This window comes from Glutamicibacter sp. NPDC055354, from assembly GCF_053644955.1.
On record NZ_JBSHMB010000001.1, the window covers coordinates 1 to 20334 of the forward strand.

At 62.9% G+C, this 20334-nt stretch carries 18 protein-coding genes and 1 pseudogene; 11 read left to right on the top strand and 8 right to left on the bottom strand.

Annotated features, from left to right (window positions below):
• The 10 genes from ACWICV_RS00005 to ACWICV_RS00050 all read left to right on the top strand — a co-directional run.
• Window positions 1-1452 (top strand): hypothetical protein (locus ACWICV_RS00005; RefSeq protein WP_454152478.1); only part of this gene is annotated, 1452 nt, incomplete at its 5' end.
• A gap of 48 nt (window positions 1453-1500) precedes the next feature.
• Window positions 1501-2508, top strand: coding sequence for an HAD-IIA family hydrolase (locus tag ACWICV_RS00010; protein WP_105659024.1), 1008 nt, complete (start codon window positions 1501-1503; stop codon window positions 2506-2508).
• Window positions 2509-2510: 2 nt separating this feature from the next.
• Window positions 2511-2684, top strand: coding sequence for a hypothetical protein (locus ACWICV_RS00015; RefSeq protein WP_332487355.1), 174 nt, complete (start codon window positions 2511-2513; stop codon window positions 2682-2684).
• Window positions 2681-3469 carry a TlyA family RNA methyltransferase gene (locus tag ACWICV_RS00020; protein ID WP_400290589.1) on the top strand — a complete coding sequence of 263 codons (789 nt, stop codon included), beginning with the start codon at window positions 2681-2683 and terminating at the stop codon, window positions 3467-3469. The genes ACWICV_RS00015 and ACWICV_RS00020 overlap by 4 nt, the downstream gene beginning before the upstream one ends.
• A gap of 74 nt (window positions 3470-3543) precedes the next feature.
• Window positions 3544-4569, top strand: a complete 1026-nt coding sequence (locus ACWICV_RS00025; RefSeq protein WP_105659026.1) for an NAD kinase — start codon at window positions 3544-3546, stop codon at window positions 4567-4569.
• Window positions 4570-4686: 117 nt separating this feature from the next.
• The gene (recN, locus tag ACWICV_RS00030; protein ID WP_105659027.1) at window positions 4687-6441 is read left to right on the top strand and encodes a DNA repair protein RecN; all 1755 of its coding nucleotides are present in this window, start codon (window positions 4687-4689) and stop codon (window positions 6439-6441) included.
• Between the two features lie 107 nt (window positions 6442-6548).
• Window positions 6549-8228, top strand: coding sequence for a CTP synthase (locus ACWICV_RS00035; RefSeq protein WP_332487349.1), 1680 nt, complete (start codon window positions 6549-6551; stop codon window positions 8226-8228).
• A gap of 120 nt (window positions 8229-8348) precedes the next feature.
• A complete protein-coding gene (locus tag ACWICV_RS00040) occupies window positions 8349-8993 on the top strand; it encodes an NUDIX domain-containing protein (RefSeq protein ID WP_105659029.1) in 645 nt (214 codons plus the stop codon).
• Complete coding sequence (gene xerD / locus ACWICV_RS00045) at window positions 8990-9913, top strand: site-specific tyrosine recombinase XerD (protein WP_454090956.1); 924 nt, start codon at window positions 8990-8992, stop codon at window positions 9911-9913. Before ACWICV_RS00040 ends, xerD begins: the two co-directional genes overlap by 4 nt.
• The gene (locus ACWICV_RS00050; RefSeq protein ID WP_332595000.1) at window positions 9913-10419 is read left to right on the top strand and encodes an 8-oxo-dGTP diphosphatase; all 507 of its coding nucleotides are present in this window, start codon (window positions 9913-9915) and stop codon (window positions 10417-10419) included. Before xerD ends, ACWICV_RS00050 begins: the two co-directional genes overlap by 1 nt.
• A gap of 14 nt (window positions 10420-10433) precedes the next feature.
• Here the strand turns inward: ACWICV_RS00050 and ACWICV_RS00055 are convergent, their stop codons facing one another.
• The 6 genes from ACWICV_RS00055 to ACWICV_RS00080 form a co-directional block, all read right to left on the bottom strand.
• The gene (locus tag ACWICV_RS00055; RefSeq protein ID WP_105659032.1) at window positions 10434-10646 is read right to left on the bottom strand and encodes a helix-turn-helix domain-containing protein; all 213 of its coding nucleotides are present in this window, start codon (window positions 10644-10646) and stop codon (window positions 10434-10436) included.
• A complete protein-coding gene (locus ACWICV_RS00060) occupies window positions 10646-11143 on the bottom strand; it encodes a DUF2975 domain-containing protein (protein ID WP_454152479.1) in 498 nt (165 codons plus the stop codon). Before ACWICV_RS00060 ends, ACWICV_RS00055 begins: the two co-directional genes overlap by 1 nt.
• Before the next feature lie 180 nt (window positions 11144-11323).
• Window positions 11324-12463: a bifunctional 2-methylcitrate synthase/citrate synthase gene (locus ACWICV_RS00065; RefSeq protein WP_400290599.1), complete on the bottom strand. Its 1140-nt coding sequence runs from the start codon at window positions 12461-12463 to the stop codon at window positions 11324-11326.
• Window positions 12464-12561: 98 nt separating this feature from the next.
• Window positions 12562-13491, bottom strand: a complete 930-nt coding sequence (gene prpB / locus ACWICV_RS00070) for a methylisocitrate lyase (protein ID WP_400290601.1) — start codon at window positions 13489-13491, stop codon at window positions 12562-12564.
• A gap of 1 nt (window position 13492) precedes the next feature.
• Window positions 13493-15010, bottom strand: coding sequence for an MmgE/PrpD family protein (locus ACWICV_RS00075; protein WP_400290602.1), 1518 nt, complete (start codon window positions 15008-15010; stop codon window positions 13493-13495).
• Window positions 15007-15660, bottom strand: coding sequence for a GntR family transcriptional regulator (locus ACWICV_RS00080; protein WP_400290604.1), 654 nt, complete (start codon window positions 15658-15660; stop codon window positions 15007-15009). Before ACWICV_RS00080 ends, ACWICV_RS00075 begins: the two co-directional genes overlap by 4 nt.
• A 145-nt stretch (window positions 15661-15805) precedes the next feature.
• On the opposite strand from ACWICV_RS00080, the pseudogene ACWICV_RS00085 reads away from it, so the two are divergent.
• A pseudogene (locus tag ACWICV_RS00085) lies at window positions 15806-17764 on the top strand (AMP-binding protein); the annotation flags it as partial.
• Between the two features lie 13 nt (window positions 17765-17777).
• On the opposite strand, the gene ACWICV_RS00090 reads toward ACWICV_RS00085, so the two are convergent.
• Complete coding sequence (locus ACWICV_RS00090) at window positions 17778-18527, bottom strand: response regulator (protein WP_105659039.1); 750 nt, start codon at window positions 18525-18527, stop codon at window positions 17778-17780.
• A 14-nt stretch (window positions 18528-18541) separates the two neighbouring features.
• A complete protein-coding gene (locus ACWICV_RS00095; RefSeq protein WP_166650818.1) occupies window positions 18542-20248 on the bottom strand; it encodes a sensor histidine kinase in 1707 nt (568 codons plus the stop codon).
• Between the last annotated feature and the right edge of the window lie 86 nt (window positions 20249-20334).

The following is a 20334-nucleotide window of genomic DNA, read 5'->3' on the forward strand; positions in this document are numbered from 1 at the left end:
CGTGGCGGTGGCTTCAAGCGTGATGACAACCGCGGTGGCGGTTTCCGCAATGATGACCGTGCTGGCTTCCGTGGCGAGCGTCGCGATGACAACCGTGGCGGTGGCTTCAAGCGTGATGACAACCGCGGTGGCGGTTTCCGCAATGATGACCGTGCTGGCTTCCGTGGCGAGCGTCGCGATGACAACCGCGGTGGCGGCTTCAAGCGTGATGACAACCGCGGTGGCGGTTTCCGCAATGATGACCGTGGTGGTTTCCGCGGCGAGCGTCGCGATGACAACCGTGGCGGTGGCTTCAAGCGTGATGACAACCGCGGTGGTGGCTTCAAGCGTGATGACAACCGCGGTGGTGGCTTCAAGCGTGATGACAACCGTGGCGGTGGCTTCAAGCGTGATGACAACCGCGGTGGTGGCTTCAAGCGTGCCGACGACCGTCGCTCGAAGGGTGAGTACCCAGCACGTGAAGACCGCTTTGCTGATAAGCGCGGTGACGCACCGCGCGCACATAATCCTGGCGATCTGCGCATCTCGAACCGTGCCGATCGTGAACAGTCCCCAGATATCGATGAGGATGTTACCGGTAAGGAGTTGGACCGCGTAGCACGCGCCCAGCTGCGTTACCTCGAAGAGCGCTCGGCAAGCTGGGTCGCAAAGCACCTGGTGATGGCTGGCCGCCTGCTGGAAGACGACCCAGAGCTGGCATACGAGCACACCCTGGCAGCATCGCGCCGCGGCGGCCGTGTCGCGGTGGTTCGCGAGGCCGTTGGCATCGCTGCCTACCACGCTGGCAAGTACGCCGATGCACTGCGCGAACTGCGTACCCACCGTCGTATTTCCGGTTCGGACTACAACCTGCCATTGATCGCTGACTCGTTGCGTGGCCTGGGCCGCCCAGAGAAGGCAATCGAGCTCGCCCAGTCCGAGGAATGCGCCAATCTGGAAAGCGCCGTCAAGGTTGAAATGCAGATGGTTGCTGCCGGTTCGTATGGTGACTTGGGCAAGCTGGATAAGGCTCTGGCTGAGCTGGAGTCGCTGGAACAGCTGAACTTCAACCGTGCCTTCTCCTTCAGCCCACGTTTGTTCACTGCCTACGCTGATCTGCTGTCGGCTGCCGGCCGTGCAGAAGACGCGAAGCGCTGGAATGCTCAGGTCGAGGTTGCAGAAAGCGCCCTGGGCATCGAGCGTGAAACCGAATCCTTCATCATGGACCTGGCTCCGGAGATGGATGAGGAAGAGGAAACCCCACGCGCCAAGGATCTGATCGAGCCTTCGGAAGCTGAAGACGCAGATGCCGACGCCGAGGCTGAAGAAGCAGATGCAGAAGCAGAGGCCGAAGAAGCAGAAGAGGCAGAAGCCGAGCAGACCGGCATCGACGAGGAAGATGACCTGAACGAAGTCATCGAATCCGACACGGAAGCTGGCGAAGCTGACGTGGAAGAAGAATCGGCGAAGTAAGCTTTGGCGTAGTAGCCAAATACCTCAAGTAGTAGGAACCACCACCGAATGCTGATTTCCGGATTTGATTCCGTCCTCTCCGACTTGGACGGCGTCGTCTATGCTGGCCCGAACGCCATTGACGACGCCGTGGAGTCGCTGAACACCCTCGCGGAAGTGAATGTCACCTTGGCGTTCATTACCAACAATGCTGGGCGTTCGCCGATGTCCGTCGCGGCCCACCTGCGCCAGCTGGGCGTGAAAACCAGCGCTGAGCAGGTTTTCGGTTCTGCCGACGCCGGTGCGGAGATGCTGGCCCGCGAATTGAATCCGGGATCCAAGGTTTTGGTGGTGGGTTCCCCCTACCTGCGCGAATGCATTGCCGTGCGCGGGTTGGAAGTCGTCGAATCCCATAAGGAAGAACCCGTAGCGGTGATCCAGGGGTTCGACCCGGACATCTCGTGGAAGAACCTGGCCGAGGCCAGCTACGCGATCAATCACGGTGCCCAATGGGTTGCCACCAACACCGACCTGACGATTCCGCGCGCCGAGGGCCTGGCCCCGGGCAACGGATCGCTGGTCAATGCGGTGAAACTGGCCACGAGCGTGGAACCACGCGTGGCGGGCAAACCCGAATCCTACCTGTTCGCTCGGGCCGCGGACCGACTGGATTCCCAGCGCCCGCTGGTCGTCGGCGACCGCCTGGATACCGACATCCTTGGCGGCTTCCGTGCCGGGTTCTCCACCGCGCTGGTGCTGACCGGTGTGGACACGCCGCGCACAGCACTGGGCGCACCGGTCGAGCAGCGCCCCAACTACCTCATCAATTCGATGGCTGATCTGTACCGGCCGTACCCGACCATCAAGGTACTGGGCTACGGCGTGCAGGTCGGCGACGCGGTTGCCAAGGTCGATAACGGCGCGATCGAAGTCTCGGGCAGCGACCAGGACCTGAATGCCTGGCGCGCCGCCTGCCATGCCTGGTGGCTGGCCCATCCGCGCCAGTCGGGGCACGAAGAACCGGAAATCCGGTTTACCGAACGCGGGCTCGATGCCCTGCGCAAGATCCGGGGCTAAGCATGCAGCCGCAGAATCCTCTTCCGAGCCCTGGCCCTCGCGGGCTGGATGATGCAGCAGTGGAGCAGGCGCTGTCTTCCCTGGCCGACCATGACATTACCGAGCATGCCGGAATCTATGAGCAACTGCTTGCCGGCCTGCAGCAAGAACTGAATCGTACGGAGCACGGCGCGTGAATCGCCTGGATCAAGAACTTGTCACCCGTGGGCTGGCGCGCTCGCGCACCGAAGCAGCCAAGCTGATCGATGCCCAGCGGGTGCTGCTGAACGGGCAGGCCGCCACCAAGGCCGCCAAGAAGGTTTCCGCCACCGATGAGCTGGCCCTGGTGCCCAGCGAAGGCGAAGAATACGTCTCCCGTGCCGGGCATAAGCTCGCCGGAGCCCTAGATGCTTTTACGACTATTGACCCCGCTGGCCTGCACTGCCTGGACGCCGGTGCCTCGACCGGCGGCTTCACCGACGTGCTGTTGCGCCGCGGTGCGAAATCTGTGGTAGCAGCCGATGTAGGCCATGGCCAGCTGGTCGACGAGCTGCGCGAAGACCCCCGCGTCACGGTCCACGAAGGACTGAACGTCCGCTATCTGGCCCCCGAAGATATTGGGGGACCAGTCGACCTCGTAGTAGCCGACTTGTCCTTTATTTCGCTGCGCCTGGTGATCGACGCCTTGGCCGGGGCCGCCAAGGACGGCGGCTTCCTGCTGCTGATGGTCAAGCCGCAGTTCGAGGTCGGGCGCGAACACCTGAACCGCACCGGCGTGGTCACCGATCCCGCCCTGCGCCGCAGCTCCGTTGAAGCGGTGGTCGCCAGCGCGCAAGCCGCGGGACTGCACCTGCGCGGGCTGGCACGCAGCCCGCTGCCGGGACAGGACGGCAATGTCGAATTCTTCCTTTGGCTTGCCGCAGGAGCGGATCCACAGCCTGCCGATGTTCCACGCATCGGGCAGGATGTTGACTATTCTTAGTAGTGACGTGTTTTAGCCGTGGTCGATAACCACGGTCATTTTGCACCTCGCGATGCTGAGAGGGGCCGACCGCCTTGCGCCGAATCCTGATTTTCACCCATACCGGACGCCAAGAAGCCATCACCGCGGCCATAGAAACCTGCGCCTTGCTCAACGCCGCCGGAGCTATCCCGGTGATGCGCGGCAAGGACCAGCTGGCGATGACTGAAGCGATCGGCGCGGCTGTGCCTTCGGTGCAGGTGCTCGGCGAGGATTGCCAGATCGAGGACGTCGACATGGGCGTGGTGCTCGGTGGCGATGGCTCCGTGTTGCGTGCCGCGGAATTGGTGCGGGAATCCCCGATGCCGCTGGTGGGGGTAAACCTCGGGCATGTGGGTTTCCTCGCCGAAGCTGAACGCAGCGAACTGGCCTCCACCGTGGAAGCACTGGTCAATGAGACCTACACCGTGGAAGAACGCATGACCATGGAGGTCAAGGTGTGGCTGGACAACGTCTGCCTCGCCGAGACCTGGGCCTTGAACGAGGCCGCGGTGGAAAAGGCCAACCGCGAACGCATGGTCGAGGTCGTGATCGAGGTCGACGGCCGGCCGATCTCCACCTTCGGCTGCGATGGTGTCGTGATGGCCACGCCTACCGGTTCTACCGCGTACTCCTTCTCCGCCGGCGGCCCGGTGGTCTGGCCGGACGTGGCGGCGCTGATCATGGTGCCGATCTCCGCGCACGCACTGTTCGCCAAGCCCCTGGTCATTTCCCCGGATTCGATCATGGCCGTCGAAATGCTGACCCGCACCGATGCCGGGGCCGTGCTCTGGTGCGATGGACGGCGCACCATCGAGCTGCCGCCGGGAGCCCGTGTGGAAGTAACGCGCAGTGACCGCCCGGTGTACATGGCGCGATTGAACACGACGCCGTTTTCCGAGCGCCTGGTCAACAAGTTCGAGCTGCCCATTACCGGTTGGCGCGGACCAGCGAAGGAAGAGGCGCGCCGTCCGGCCACTACGGCACTGCCGGTGATCGGACCAGGCCTGCAAAGCGTCGATCCGCATTACCGCGATGAACCGGGCATTCCCATGGTGGGACGCCCCGAGGACCAGGACTGAATAGCGGCCTCGAAGAAAAACTTTCCACACGCTCGAACATAGTTACGAAAAATAGGGTTAGAACACATATACTAAAAGCGCACGGTACGACTTGAACTCGACATTCGGGAGCAGGCATTGATTCAGGAAATCCAGATATCCAACCTTGGGGTGATCACCGAGGCCACGCTTCCGCTTGGTCCGGGACTCACGGTAGTCACCGGTGAAACCGGCGCTGGCAAGACCATGGTGATCACCGCCTTGTCCCTGCTGCTCGGGCGCCGGGCCGATGCCGGTGCGGTGCGCAACGGCGCCAAGCACGCTCTGGCTGAAGCCGTGGTGCACTTGCCGCCGGATCACCACGTGCTCGATGCCGCAGGCCAGGCAGGCGCATTCATCGAACCAGCGGGGGAGAACAGTGAACTGCTGCTTTCCCGCTCGCTCTCGGCCCAAGGCCGTTCACGCGCCACCATCGGCGGACGCAGCGCCCCTGTCGGCCTGCTAGCCGAACTGGGGCACGATCTGGTGGCCGTCCATGGCCAATCGGACCAGATTCGCCTGAAAGAGCCGGTGGCGCAACGCGATGCCCTGGACCGCTTTGCAGGTAGCTCGCTGTCGCGCACGCTAAGCAACTACCAGCGAGCCTACCGCCAGTGGCGATCGGCTTCCAAGGAGCTGGCGGGGCTCAAAACCGAATCGCGCAACCGTGTTCGCGAAGCAGAAAACTTGCGCCTGGCGCTGGACGAGATCGATTCCCTGGATCCGCAGCCGGGCGAGGACGAAGCCTTGCGCGAGCAATCCATGAAGCTGGGCAATGTCGAGTCCCTGCGCACCGCCGGCCGGCAGGCGCAAGCCGTCATCGACTCCGAGGATTTCGAGAACCCGGGCGTTACCACCTTGGCGGAGACCGCCCGCGGCGTGCTGGCCCAGGCCAGTGACGATGATACTGCGCTGGCCGCTTTCGCGGAGCGGGCAGCGGAACTGGGCATTCTCGCCTCGGAACTCTCCAGTGATCTTGCCGCCTACGTTGCCGACCTCGATGAGGAAGGCCCGGAGCGCTTGGCGCAGATTGAAGCCCGCCGTGCCGATTTGAGCAAGCTCATGCGCAAGTACGCACCGAGCATTGATCAGGTGCTCGCCTGGGCTGCCGAATCCCGTACCCGTCTGGAAGAACTCGGTGGGGATGACTCGCGCATCGAGGAGCTGGAAACAGAAGTCGTTGAATTGGAGCACAAGGTGGCCTCGCTGGCCTCGGACCTCTCCGACGCGCGCCGCAAGGCTGCCAAGAAACTCTCCGCGCAGGTTTCAGCCGAGCTCAAGGCCCTGGCGATGCCGGATGCCAAGCTCGTCATCGAGGTGAAGGAACTGGAAGAACCAGGTGCCTTCGGCCAGGACGCGATTTCCATGCTGCTGGCCCCGCATGCCGGAGCCTCGCCGCGACCGCTGGGCAAGGGTGCCAGCGGCGGCGAGCTCTCCCGCGTCATGCTGGCCATTGAAGTCGTCCTAGCGGCGGTCGACCCGGTGCCGACCTTCGTCTTTGACGAGGTGGACCAGGGCGTGGGTGGCAAAGCGGCGGTGGCCATTGGCGAGCGCCTGGCGATGCTGGCAAAGCATGTGCAGGTCATCGTCGTGACCCACCTGCCCCAGGTGGCCGCCTATGCGGATCGGCACATTCGTGTGATCAAGAATTCAGATGCCAAGTCGAAGGCGGGAGCTGGCTACACTGCCAGCGATGTCATCAGCTTGGATCAGGAAGCCCGCGTCAAGGAACTTGCGCGCATGCTCGCCGGCCAAGAGGAATCCGGCACGGCGCAGGCGCATGCTGAGGAGTTGCTTGAAGAAGCGCAGAACCTAGTGTCATCGCTCACTTCCAAGAGAATGGCGAAAGCCTAAAAGTCTTGGTGAGCCCCTGAATTACGGCAATGCTAGGGCATTGGCCGGAGGTGCACTAGAGTCTTATGAGGATGCGAAATATTGGAATGGTGATAGGATGAAATCCCGTGGTGCAGCGTAATTCAACTCGTGATTCTCGGTCGTCTGAAACGACAAAGCATATCTTCGTCACCGGCGGTGTGGCCTCTTCCCTGGGTAAGGGATTGACGGCATCCAGCCTTGGACATCTACTTCGAGCTCGTGGTCTCTCAGTGACCATGCAGAAGCTCGACCCGTACCTGAACGTCGATCCAGGTACTATGAACCCCTTCCAGCACGGTGAAGTCTTCGTTACTGACGATGGCGCAGAAACCGATCTGGATATCGGACACTATGAGCGTTTCCTGGATGAGAACCTTCCGGGTACCGCCAACGTGACCACCGGACAGGTCTACTCGACCGTTCTGGAACGCGAACGTCGCGGTGAATACCTCGGCGATACCGTTCAGGTCATCCCTCACATCACCGATGAGATCAAGCGTCGTATGCGCTTGGCAGCAACCGAACCAGGGGCCGGCAAGTCGGCACCTGACGTGATCATCACGGAAATCGGTGGCACCGTCGGCGATATCGAATCCCAGCCATTCCTCGAAGCAGCACGCCAGGTCCGCCAGGACATCGGCCGCAAGAACGCATTCTTCGTACACGTTTCCCTGGTTCCATTCATCGGCCCAAGCCATGAACTGAAGACCAAGCCTACCCAGCACTCCGTTGCCGCTTTGCGTTCGATCGGTATCCAGCCAGATTCGCTGGTAATCCGCTCGGACCGTCCAATCCCGGCAGAAATGCGCGCCAAGCTCGGCCGTACCTGCGATGTGGACACCGAAGCAGTGATCAACTGCGCCGATGCTCCAAGCATCTACGACATCCCAAAGGTCATCCACTCCCAGGGCCTGGACGCTTACATCGTCCAGACCTTGGAGATGAAGTTCCGCGACGTCGACTGGGCTTCGTGGGATCGCTTGCTCGAAGTCGTGCACAACCCCGCAACCGAGCTGACCGTAGCTTTGGTGGGCAAGTACATCGATCTGCCCGATGCCTACCTGTCGGTCACCGAAGCCCTGCGTGCCGGCGGGTTCGCAAACAACGCCAAGGTCAACATCCGCTGGGTACCAGCAGATGACTGCGCTACCGAAGCAGGGGCCGCCAAGGCGCTTGAGGGTGCAGAGGCAATCTGCGTCCCCGGTGGCTTCGGCATCCGCGGTCTGGAAGGCAAGCTGGGCGCGCTGCGCTTCGCTCGCGAAAACAAGCTGCCAACCCTGGGCCTGTGCCTGGGACTGCAGTCGATGGTCATCGAATACGCCCGCAACATGGCTGGCCTCACCGATGCATCGTCCACCGAATTCGATCCTGAAACCTCGACCCCGGTCATCGCGACCATGGAAGAGCAGCTGGACATCGTTGAAGGCAAGGGCGACCTGGGCGGCACCATGCGTTTGGGCCTGTACGACGCAAAGCTGCTTGAGGGATCGGTTCTGGCTGAGACCTACGGCAAGACCGAGGTTGCGGAGCGCCATCGCCACCGCTACGAGGTCAACAACTCGTACCGCGCGCAGCTCGAAGAAGCTGGCCTGGTCTTCGCTGGCACCTCGCCAGACGGCAACCTGGTCGAGTTCGTTGAACTGCCAAGGGAAGTACACCCGTACTACGTTTCGACGCAGGCTCACCCTGAGCTCTCCAGCCGCCCGACTCGCCCGCACCCGCTGTTTGCAGGTCTGGTCGAGGCAGCTCTGGAGCTGCGCAAGTAAGTAATACTGCTTGCCGGAGGTAAAACTCTGAAGGCACTGCGCGCCGGTCGTTACTGACCGGCGCGTAGCTGTTTAAGCTGGAGAATACCGACCAGCTTTTTCTACCGAAGGACGATCCTCGTGCCGCTGCATCCTATAGCCGATGAATTCTCACCACGTGAATTGCTGAACCGTGAAACCGTGTACGAGGGACGGATCTGGGACGTCATCCATGACACGGTGAAGCTCTCCGAATCCGGGGCGACCATTGAACGCGATTACATCAACCACCCCGGTGCTGTATGCGTTCTGGTCATGGATGCTGAAGAACGCATCTTGATGGTCAACCAGTACCGCCACCCGGTAGGCATGCGGCTGTGGGAAATCCCTGCCGGGCTGCTCGATGTGGCTGGAGAACCACCTTTGGAAGCTGCCAAGCGCGAATTATGGGAAGAAGCGGATCGTACCGCCGAGCACTGGTCGATCCTCACCGATGTCTTCTTGAGCCCGGGCTCCTCGGCCGAAGCAGTGCGAGTCTACCTCGCGCGCGATGCGAAACTGGTTGCCGCCGATCAGCGCCATGAGCGTACCGAGGAGGAAGCTGAAATGATCAGCACCTGGGTGCCGCTGGAGGAAGCCGTCGCAGCCGTGCTGGCAGGCAAGATCCATAATCCCACCGCGACAATCGCGATCCTTGCCGCTCATGCAGCGCGTACCAGCAAGTACTTGGACCTGCGCGATGCGAACGAGCCATTCGATGTGCACCCATACCTGCGCGAAGGATGAGCAACCACTTCGATACCCCGCTCAAGCGCTACCTGCAGCATCTGGCGATCGAGCGCGGGCTGGCCGAGAATACACTGGCTTCCTACCGGAGGGATCTGCTTCGCTACGTTGAAGCGCTGCAGGCAGCCGGCGTAGCACAACCGCAGCAGATTACCGAGCTGGCCATCAGCGGCTACCTGCAGGATCTATCCCGCGGCGATGAAGAGCATAAGCCGTTGAGCGCCCGCTCCGTCGCTCGCCATTCGGTAGCCATCCGCCAACTGCACAAGTACTGGGAGCTCGAAGGGATTTGCGCGCCTAACCCGGCCCGCGAGATCCAGCCTCCGGCTATCGGGCAATCCCTGCCCAAAGCGATCTCCATCGACCTTGTTACCAGGATCCTCGAATCGGTGAGCATCGAAACCCCTGCCGGGCTGAGGGATCGCGCGATTCTGGAATTCTTGTACTCCACCGGTGCGCGCATTTCCGAAGTCGTGGACCTGGACGTCGATGACCTGCACTTTGCCGACGATGCCGTTGTGCGCTTGTTCGGCAAGGGATCCAAGGAGCGGGTCGTTCCGGTGGGCGGTTATGCCCAGCGTGCGGTGAGCGATTATCTGGTGCGTGCCCGTCCCGGGCTAGCCGCCAAGGGAAAGGGAACTCCAGCGTTGTTCCTGAACCAGCGCGGGGGACGGCTTTCCCGCCAATCGGTGTGGCTGTTGCTTTCGAAGGCCGCTGAGCGCGCCGGGGTTTCCACCGAGGTTTCTCCGCATACGCTGCGCCATTCCTTCGCCACTCATTTGCTGGAGGGCGGCGCGGATGTGCGTGTGGTCCAGGAGTTGCTGGGACATGCATCGGTCACCACCACGCAGATCTACACCAAGGTCACCGTGGATTCGCTGCGTGAGGCCTACCAGCTGGCCCACCCGAGGGTGAACTAGTGGTCGCCGGCCACCAGGTGCGTTCTGCCAAGCAGGTAGCCCTCGTGGCGCTGCTGCAGGAGCGCGAAGGACGGCTGCACGTGTTGCTCGGACGCAAGCGTCGCGGATTCGGCAAGGGCAATATCGTGTTGCCTGGCGGCAAGATCGAGCAGGGAGAGAGCGCGCGGCAAGCGGCCATCCGGGAATTCTCCGAGGAAACCGGACTGCTCCTCGCTCCGGAGGAGCTGGAGCCTGCGGCGCAGGTCAATTTCCGGTTCCCCGCCCAGCCGGCAGCCGACATGGAATGCGCCACCTTCATTGCCTGGAAGGCATCGGGCCAGCTGCACATCACCGAGGAGCTCGAGCCGCTGTGGGCCGATCCGGCGGCCTTGCCCTTGGAGCAGATGTGGCAGGATTCCCCGTTGTGGCTGCCGCAACTCGTAGCCGGCGGGAAATTTACCGTCGAGATCGTGCTGGCGCAGGACAACACCTCGGTGCAGAGCATCAGCTTCGAGAACTGGGACTAGCCAGCGAGCTGCATCTAGTCCTGTTCGGTTTCGAAGATCAAAAGGTCGCCGGGTTGGCATTCCAATTCCCGGCAGAGGGCTTCAAGAGTGCTGAAACGTACGGCCTTGGCGCGCCCGTTCTTGAGCACCGCGAGGTTGGCCGGGGTAATGCCGATGCGTTCGGCCAACTCGCCGACGGCCATTTTGCGGCGGGCCAGCATCACGTCTATATCTACGCGGATTCCCATTAGATCACGCCGCCCAGTTCGGTACGGAGCGCATCGGCTTGGGCTTCGGTCATCGCCGCTTGTGCGAGCAACTGCCGCAGTACGAGCACGATGATGCTGATGCCGATCATCAGCACCCCGGCTCCACCAACAAGAAGCACGACTCCGGGTGCAATTTCCGTGCTGGCGGCGAAGATCGCTCCGAGGGCAAAAGTGGATAGGGCGCCGATCGTGAAGGCAATGATGATCGGCGTTACATAGCCCAGGGAAGCGGGATCGAAAACGGTGCCGCGTTTAACTCTCGTGGCTAGTTTCCACACGCTGTAGACGCAGGTTTCAATGATGAGCCCGGCGAGAAGCAAGTAGCCGAGGAAAGAGGCTTGAAAGAACTTGTCGGTGCCGTTGCTCGGCGACTCGTGGATCAAGATCATCGGGATTATGAACAGCTGCACAAAAAGCGTGCCGGCCAGGATCACGGCCAGAACTACCTTCAAACCGATAATGCTGAATTTTCCCATGGCAATAGACCTTATCGTTCTTCGGAATGTATCTATCGTTAAACGATAGGCCCATTGGCCTGGGACTGCAACTTCGGGCAACGACGGCAAGCCGATGCCGTTCCGCAGCTGGCACGGCAATGGCCACGGGCTGGCACGGCTGTGCCATACCCGCGGCCAATACCGGGAGTCGAAGTGTGTCTACAGCGAGCGCTGCTCCACGCCGTTATAAGCCGAAAGCGGGCGGATCAACGCATTGGCTGCGCGCTGCTCGAAGATGTGGCTGGTCCAGCCGGTGATGCGTGCCGCGATGAAGATCGGGGTGAACATCTCGGTGTCGAAGCCCATCAGATGATAGGTAGGGCCGGCCGGGTAGTCGAGGTTCGGCTTGATGGACTTGGCCTCGTCCATGGCTGCCTCCAGGCCGTCGTACAAGCCCAGCATCTCATGGCGGCCGTAGTGCTCGATCATGCGATCCAGCGCGGCCTTCATGGTTGGCACGCGGGAGTCGCCGTGCTTGTAGACGCGGTGGCCGAAGCCCATGACCTTCTTCTTGGCGGCCAGCGCGTCTTGCATCCACGACTTGGCGCGCTTGGCGGCATCCTCGCGGGATTCCTCCTTGTCGATGCCGATCTCGTTGAAGGTATGCATGACAGCCTCGTTGGCGCCGCCGTGCAATGGGCCCTTCAGCGCGCCGATCGCCCCGGTGACGGCCGAGTGCAGGTCCGAAAGCGTCGAGGTAATCACGCGGGCGGTGAAGGTCGAAGCGTTGAAGGAGTGCTCCGCGTAGAGCACCATTGACACGCGGAAGGCGTCGACGACCTCGGGGGCTGCTTCTTCGCCGAAGGTCATCCACAAGAAGTTAGAGGAGTAATCCAGATCTTCGCGTGGAGCTACCACGTCCTGGCCGCGACGGCGGCGCTGGTCATAGGCAACAACTGCCGGGAAGGCCGCGAACAGTTCCTTGGCCTTGAGCAGCTCCGCCTCGGGGGAGGAGTTCTCGGCCTCCGGGTGGTTGGCGCCAATTACCGAGACCGCGGTGCGGCCCACGTCCATCGGGTGGCAGTCAGCTGGCAGCAGGTCGATGGCTGCCTTCACGCGTGGGTCCAGCGCGCGGTTGGCCCGCTCGAAAGCGCTGAACTCGGTCAGTTCGCTTTGCGTTGGCAGCTCGCCGGTCCAGAGCAGTAAGGCGACCTCTTCGAACGACTTGTTCGCGGCCAGATCCTGGACCGGGTAGCCGCGGTAGAGCAGCGAGTTGGTGTCTGGATTGACCTTGGAGACGGCGGTGTAGTCAACGACGACGCCTGCTAGGCCCTTCTTGATTTCCTCGGTGGCAGTCATTCTTGCTCCTCTTCATTGCCGGAGAATAATAATGCTTTGGGTAGCGCCGGCCGGCGGGTGCCGGCCGGCGCAGGGGGGGGTGTTAGGTGCTTGCGAGCCTAGAGGTTCGCGCTGTTGGAATCAATGTCCAGGGTTGGGACCTGGAAGTTGAAGATCCCGGTATCGAAGCGGTTGTAGGCCTCGTAGTCCACGAGCTCGTACAAACGTGACCTGGTCAACATGTTATCCACTTCACGTGCCTGGGTGCCATCCTCGCTGATGGCATCCAGTACGCGTTCAGCCGCGCCCATGGCGCTGCGCAGCAAGGTGACAGGGTAGATGATCAGCGCGACGCCTGCATCGGCCAGTTCCTGGCGGTTGAACAGCTCGGACTTGCCGAACTCGGTCATGTTCGCCAGTACCGGCACGTCGACCGCATTGCATACTGCCTCGAATTCGGCGACGTTCTTCATCGCCTCCGGGAAGATCGCGTCGGCACCAGCATCGACCATCGCCTTGGCGCGGTCGATCGCCGCATCCAGGCCATCGACCGCACGGATATCGGTGCGGGCCATGATCAGGAAGTTCTCATCGATGCGTGCATCAGCGGCAGCGGCGATGCGCTTGAGCATGGTGTCGGTATCCACCACATTCTTGCCATCCAGGTGCCCGCAGCGCTTCGGGTTGAACTGGTCCTCGATGTGGCAGCCGGCAAGGCCGGCGTATTCGAGTTCCTGGATGGTGCGGGCCACGTTCATCGGCTCGCCGAATCCGGTGTCGGCATCCACGATCGCCGGCAGGTCCGACATGCGCGCGATCTGCCCGGCGCGGGTTGCTACCTCGGTCAGCGAAGTCAGGCCGATATCCGGCAGGCCCAGATCGTTGGCCAGGACCGCGCCGGAGATGTAGATTCCGTCGAACTGCTTCTCGCTGATCAGCTTGGCTGAGAGCGGGTTGAAGGCTCCGGGGAACTGGCGCGCAGCTCCCGGGGTGAGCATCTCGCGCAGCGCAAGGCGCTTTTCTGCGGGGGTTTTGGTTGAGTACAACATGTTAGAACAGGCCCTTCGGTGCGGCCGCGGCGTCGATGACACCCGCTGCGGCGGTGATGTTCAGCTGATCCAATTCGCCGGCGGCCAGGTTTTCCAGGTTCTGGGCGGCCGCGATGAAGCGGTCGATCTCAGCGTCGTCCACCAGGCCGGTGGCCAGGGTGCGGAACTTGTTGATGTACTGCTCGCGGGCGAAGGGACGTGCGCCCAGTGGGTGCGCGTCGGCTACGGCAATTTCATCGGTGATCACGGTGCCATCGTTCAAGGTGATTTCCACCGAGCCGCCGAAAGCCTTCTCCGCGATATCCAGCGAGTGGTAGCGTCGGGTCCATTCGGCATCTTCTTCGGTGGTGACCTTGCTCCACAGATCCACGGTGTCGGCGCGGCCGGCACGCTCTGGTGAGTACGAATCCACGTGGTGCCATGCGCCATCCTGCAGGGCCACGGTGAAGATGTAAGGGATCGAGTGATCCAGGGTCTCGCGCGATGCGGTCGGATCGTACTTCTGCGGGTCGTTCGCTCCGGAGCCGATAACGTAGTGTGTGTGGTGGCTGGTCTTGATCAGCACCGACTTGACGTTCTCCGGGTCGGTGGCCTCCGGGTGCTCGCCATGCAGCTTGCGGGCCAAATCGATCCAGGCCTGCGCCTGGTACTCGGCCGAGTGCTCCTTGGTGTAGGTGTCCAGGATGGCGCGCTTGGCTTCGCCAGCCTCCGGCAGCGGCACCTCGTAAGCGGCATCCTTGCCGTCAAGCATCCAGGCGATAACGCCGTCTTCGCCTTCGTAGATTGGCACTGGGGAGGTCTGGCCGCGCATCGCGCGGTCGGCAGCCTCGACGGCCATCTTGCCGGCGAAGGCCGGGGCGTGGGCCTTCCAGGTGGAGATTTCACCCTTGCGCGACTGTCGGGTGGCGGTGGTGGTGTGCAGGCCCTGGCCAACGGCCTGGAAGATGGTCTCGACATCCAGCCCCAGCAGGGTGCCGATGCCGGCAGCGGCCGATGGGCCCAGGTGCGCTACGTGGTCGATCTTGTGCTTGTGCAGGCAGATGGCCTTGACCAGATCCACCTGGATCTCGTAGCCGGTGGCGATGCCGCGGATCAGGTCCTTGCCGGAAGCTCCGGTGTGCTGGGCAACCGCCAGGATCGGCGGGATGTTATCGCCCGGGTGGGAGTACTCGGCAGCCAGGAAGGTGTCGTGGTAGTCCAATTCGCGCACGGCCACGCCGTTAGCCCATGCGGCCCATTCCGGGGAGACCTTCTCGGAAATGCCGAAGACGCTGGCGCCCGCACCGCCGGTGGATGGGGCGTGGGCCAGTGCCTGGGCACGGGCGGCGACGATCGGGCCGCGGTTCAGCGAAGCGATCGCGACCGAAGCATTATCGATGATGCGGTTGATGATCATGTCGGTCACTTCTGCGGTGACCTCTACCGGATCGGCAGCAACCGTGGCGATCTTATGTGCCAGCTGGTCTTCGCGAGCCAGGTTTTCCTCTGAGCGGTATACGCGTACTGGGTGGTTGATCATGGTAACTGCCTTTCTGATCCGGCCGCGTGGGCCATGATGTGGGTGAAGGATTGGTGCAGGTGAACTGTGGTGGCCGCGGCTGCGACCTCGGGGTTTCCGCTGGCGATCGCTCTCGCGATGGCCGCGTGCTCGGAGGCGGAAGCCTTAAGCCTTTCGGGATTGTCCTTGGCCATGCGCCGCACCCGTTGCAGGTTCACCCGCAAGGTGCGCAGTGCGTTGGACAAGTACTTGTTGCCAGCTGCTTCGTCGATGGACTCGTCCAGCAGCTGCACCAGCTGGTAGTAGGACTCCCGGGAGCCGGGAAGTTCCACCTCCGTGACGGCTGCTTCGAAGCGGCCGGCCAGCTGATTGAAGGCCGATCGCTGCGCGGACTTGGCAGCTTCGCGTGCGCTGGCGCATTCCAATGCCAGGCGCAATACGAACAGGTCTTCTACGTGGTCTTCACTGACTTCGGAGACGACAGCACCGCGTCCGCGATGCTGTACCGCCAAGCCGTCGGCGACCAATCGGCCCAAGGCCTCGCGCACCGGAGTGCGGGAAACGCCCAGGCGTTCTGACTGTTCCACTTCGGCAAGAACGGTACCTGGAGCCAGCCGCCATTCGACGATGTCGGCACGGAGGCTCTCGTAAACCTTGTCGCTTGCTCTCATGGCTCCAGTGTATACATGAAACCCGAAAATATGTGAGCTGTGCCAAATTCTTTTGGGATTTTTTCGAAATATGTATACAAAGAAGTTGCGATGATGTGATCGTACTCATACAGTTAATGCCAAGAGGACGACCTCAACCACCACACAGGTGCCGGGTAATGACGCCCGGGGCCAGGAGGAGAGAACCATGGCGCAGGAATACCGTCAGGCCTTTGACCAAGCCACCAATGACCCAGCCGCATTCTGGCTGCAAGCTGCCCAGGATATCCATTGGGACAAAGCGCCGCAGATTGCGCTGGATGATTCGCGCAAGCCGCTGTATGGCTGGTTTCCGGATGGCACGCTGAATCTTTCGGTCAATGCGCTGGACCGCCACGTTCAAGCCGGCCGCGGAGATAACACCGCCCTGATCTACGATTCGGCAATGCTGGGCACTGTCACCGAGTACTCCTACTCCGAGCTGCTGCGCGAAGTGGAAATCTTCGCCGGGGTGCTGGCCGAACGCGGCGTGAAGACCGGCGACCGCGTGCTGGTCTACCTGCCGATGATCCCGCAGGCGGCCATCGCGATGCTTGCTTGCGCGCGCCTGGGTGCCATCCACTCGGTGGTCTTCGGCGGCTTCGCGCCCAAGGAACTGGCTGCCCGCATTACCGACTGCGCCCCGGTCGCGATCATTACCGCCTCTGGCGGCATCGAGCCAAGCCGCCGCATCGAATACCTGCCGGCCGTGGCCGAGGCGCTGGGCCTGGCCGAGCCTGCGGTCAGGGACGTGATCGTCGCCCATCGGGATGGTTTCGGGCACTCCTTGGACGAATACCAGGGCAAGCAGGTCAACGGCCAGGAGATCAATTGGCTGGACTGGGATGAGCAGGCGAAGACCGCTTCGCCGGCCGGGCCAGTATCCGTGCCATCCACCCACCCGCTCTACGTGCTCTACACCTCGGGAACCACCGGTGCCCCGAAGGGCGTGGTGCGTGATACCGGCGGCTACGCCACTGCCTTGCAGTACTCCATGAACGCGGTCTACGACGTGCATCCGGGAGATACCATGTTCACCGCCTCCGACGTGGGCTGGGTGGTCGGACACTCCTACATCGTCTATGCGCCGCTGATCGCCGGGGCCACCACGGTCCTCTATGAGGGCAAGCCCATTGGCACTCCGGATGCCGGCGCGTTCGGCCGGATCATCGAGGACCACAAGGTCACAACGATGTTCACCGCGCCGACTGCGCTGCGCGCGGTGCGCAAGGCCGACCCGGAAGGCGCGATGATCGCCAGCCACGATCTGTCATCGCTGCGTGCGCTGTTCGTCGCCGGCGAGCGGCTGGATCCGGATACCTACCACTTCGCCTCGAAGCTGCTGGGCATCCCCGTGGTGGATAACTGGTGGCAGACCGAAACCGGCTGGCCGATCGCGTCCAACCCGCTGGGCCTGGAAGAGCTGCCTGCCAAGGCCGGTTCGCCGACCACCCCGGTACCCGGGTTCGACGTGCAGATCCGCGATGCGCTGGGCGAGCAGCTCGGCGCGAACCAGGAAGGCAACATCGTTGTCCGGCTACCCTTGCCGCCCGGCGCCTTGACCACCCTGTGGGGCAACGACCAGCGCTTCATCGACACCTACCTCTCGCAGATCCAGGGGTGCTACCTCACCGGCGATTCCGGCTTCCTGGACGACGACGGCTACCTGTTCGTCATGGGGCGAACCGATGACGTGATCAACGTGTCCGGGCACCGCCTGTCCACCGGTGCCATGGAGCAGGTGCTGGCAAGCCATCCCGCCGTGGCCGAATGCGCGGTGATCGGCCTGGCCGACGCGCTCAAGGGCCAACGGGCCAGCGGCTATGTGGTGCTCAAGTCCGGTGTGCAGATCCAGGAGGAAACGCTGAAGAAGGAAATCGTCGCGCTGGTGCGCCAGCACATCGGCGCGGTGGCCGACTTCCGCGAAGTCACCGTCGTGGCGGCGCTGCCCAAAACCCGTTCGGGCAAAATCCTGCGCAAGACCATGCGGCAGATTGCCGATGGCAAGGACTACTCGGTCCCGTCGACCATCGAGGACACCGCGGTGCTCGACGAGCTGGTGCCGCTGCTGCGTCCCGAAGCCTAGGGGAAACCAGAACCTAGCTGCGCGAGGCTGCCCGGTATTCGTATTCCGGGCGGCCTCGTGTGCCATGCCGGGGCTGCTTGACCACGGCCTTGACCTCGGCGAGATGCTCCAGATAGCGCCGGGCGGTGACCCGGGAGATGCCCAGCTCTTCTCCGAGCTCGGTCGCTGACAGGCAGGTATCGGGCTTGCTGCGCAGATGGTCGGTGATCTGCGCCAGCGTTTCCGGAATCAGCCCCTTGGGCAGGGACGCGGAAGCACTGGTGGTGCGCAGGGCCGAGAACGCATTATCCAGCGCGGCCTGGCTGGTATCCGGACCGGTGGAGCTGATCTCGGAAATGAACCGCCGGTGGTTCTCCAATTTCTCGCTGAACGCCGCGAAGGTGAAGGGCTTGATCAGGTACTGGGTGATTCCGGTGGCTACCGCCGAACGCACCACAGCCAGGTCCCGCACCGCGGTAATGGCGATGATGTCGGTGGTCAGCCCGCGGCCGCGCATGCGCTTGGCGACGTCGATGCCGTGCAGGTCGGGCAGGGTCATATCCAGCAGGACCAGGTCAAAGGGGTCGTGGGCATCGCGGGCCGCGGCCAGGAGCCCGAGCGCCTGCTGGCCGTTGGCGGCAATGGCGCCGGTGGCGAATCCCGGAACGCGGTTGACGTACTTGGCGTGGGAGGCGGCAGTTTGCGGCTCGTCGTCGACCACGAGCACCTTGAAACTGTGCGAGGCGGTGCCCGGCGGGGGCGTGGCTGCAGGGGATTCGTGCACGGTACCCTCCTGGGCTAGTCGCTGATTCTCAAAGGCAAGGTGACGGTGAAGATTGCGCCGGCATCGTTATCAACACCCATTGTGCCACCTAGCCGCAGCACCGCCTGCTGCACCAGTGCCAGCCCCAGGCCGCGCGGCTGGCCGCCGGCCTTGGTGCTGGCCCCGAAGCGCAGCAGCTGATCGAGGAACTCGGGTTCGATGCCCGGGCCGGAATCGGCCACCGCGATGATCAGCTCGTCATCGGCCGCGGCCACTTCCACCCACACCGTCGCGTCCTGGGTGCCCGCCGAAGCATCCAGCGCGTTATCCAGCAGGTTGCCGACGATGGTGACGATGTCGGTGGCGGCAAAGGCATTGCCCGGAATCATGCCCTGCGCGTTGATATCGAGCTTCACGCCGCGCTCATGGGCTTGGGCGGCCTTGGCCACCAGCAGGCTGGAAAGATAGACGTCGTCGATGGAATGCACGATCGCATCGGTGAGCTTCTGCGAATGCTGGCGGTCATCGACCGCGAAGGCCAGCGCCTTGTCGCTCTGGCCATTTTCGATCAGCGTGGCAATGGTGTGCAGGCGGTTGGCATGCTCATGGGTTTGCGCTCGCAGGGCGGTGGAGAAGGTCTTCAGCGATTGCACTTCGCCGGCCAGTTCCTGCACTTCGGTCAAATCGCGCAGCGTCATGACCTGGCCGGTCACCGGCTGGGAACCGAACCAGCGGGCCGGCAGCCCGCCGCGGCGGGGCAATCGCGCGTTGGTCAGGCGGGCCGGGCCCTGGGAAATGGACAGCACGGTATGGGTGCCCAAATGGATTTCGTCCTTGCAGCTGCGTCCGGTCGCCATCAGGGTGCGCAGGGTTTCGGGGATCTGCACCTGGTCGAGGTCCAATCCGCCGGAAGGCACTTCCTCGGGGAAGCCGAGCAATCTTGAAGCTTCCTGGTTGTAGAGCACGATGCGGTGCCGCCGGTCCAGCAGGACCAGGCCCTCGCGAACCGAGTGCAGGGCCGAGAAGTAGAAGGCGTAGAGCCGGCGCAGCCCGTGCGGGCCGAAGCCGAGCGTGGCCTGGTTGACGTAGCGGGAGAAGGACCATGAGCTGAAACCCGCCAGCAGCAGGGCCAGCGCCGAAACGGTCATGATCTGCGGAAGTTCGCTGCGGTAGATCGACTCCAGGCTCTCCAGCGTGATGCCCGAAGAGACCATCCCCACCAGCTCGCCGTCATGGTAGACCGGGGCGATGGTGCGCACCGATAGGCCCAAGGTGCCCGCGGCCACCTCGTTGTGGGTCTGGCCGGCCAGTGCCTGGTTGATGCTGCCCGAATATCCCTTGCCCAGCTGCTCGGGGTCGGGGTGGGTGACGCGCAGGGCATCGGGGGTCATGATCGTAATGAAATCCACGCCTTGCCCGCGGTCCAGGATCTTGTCGGTGTAGGGCTGCAGCTGCTCGGTGGGGTGATCGCCGGCCAGGGCCTGGGACACGAAAGGATCGTTGGCCAGGGTGATGGAAATCGTGGCCACCGTGGCCTGCTTGTCATCCTGGATCACCTGCGCCTGGTGCTGGTAGGTGGCGACCGCCAGGCCGACGACGACGAAGATGACCACCAGCATCTGGGCGGCGAAGATGACTACCGCCAGGGACCAGCCGTCGCGGCTGAGCGGTGCGGGGGAGGCGGCCTCGCGGGTGGGGCGGGCCAGCGACAGGTCGGTGAAATGATCGGTCACTGCGCTCATCTCCTTGTGCTGCCTGGTCCTTGTACTGTTCACCGCGTGACCAATATGAACGCAATGGAGATGCGGATCACTTCGAACCGCACCAT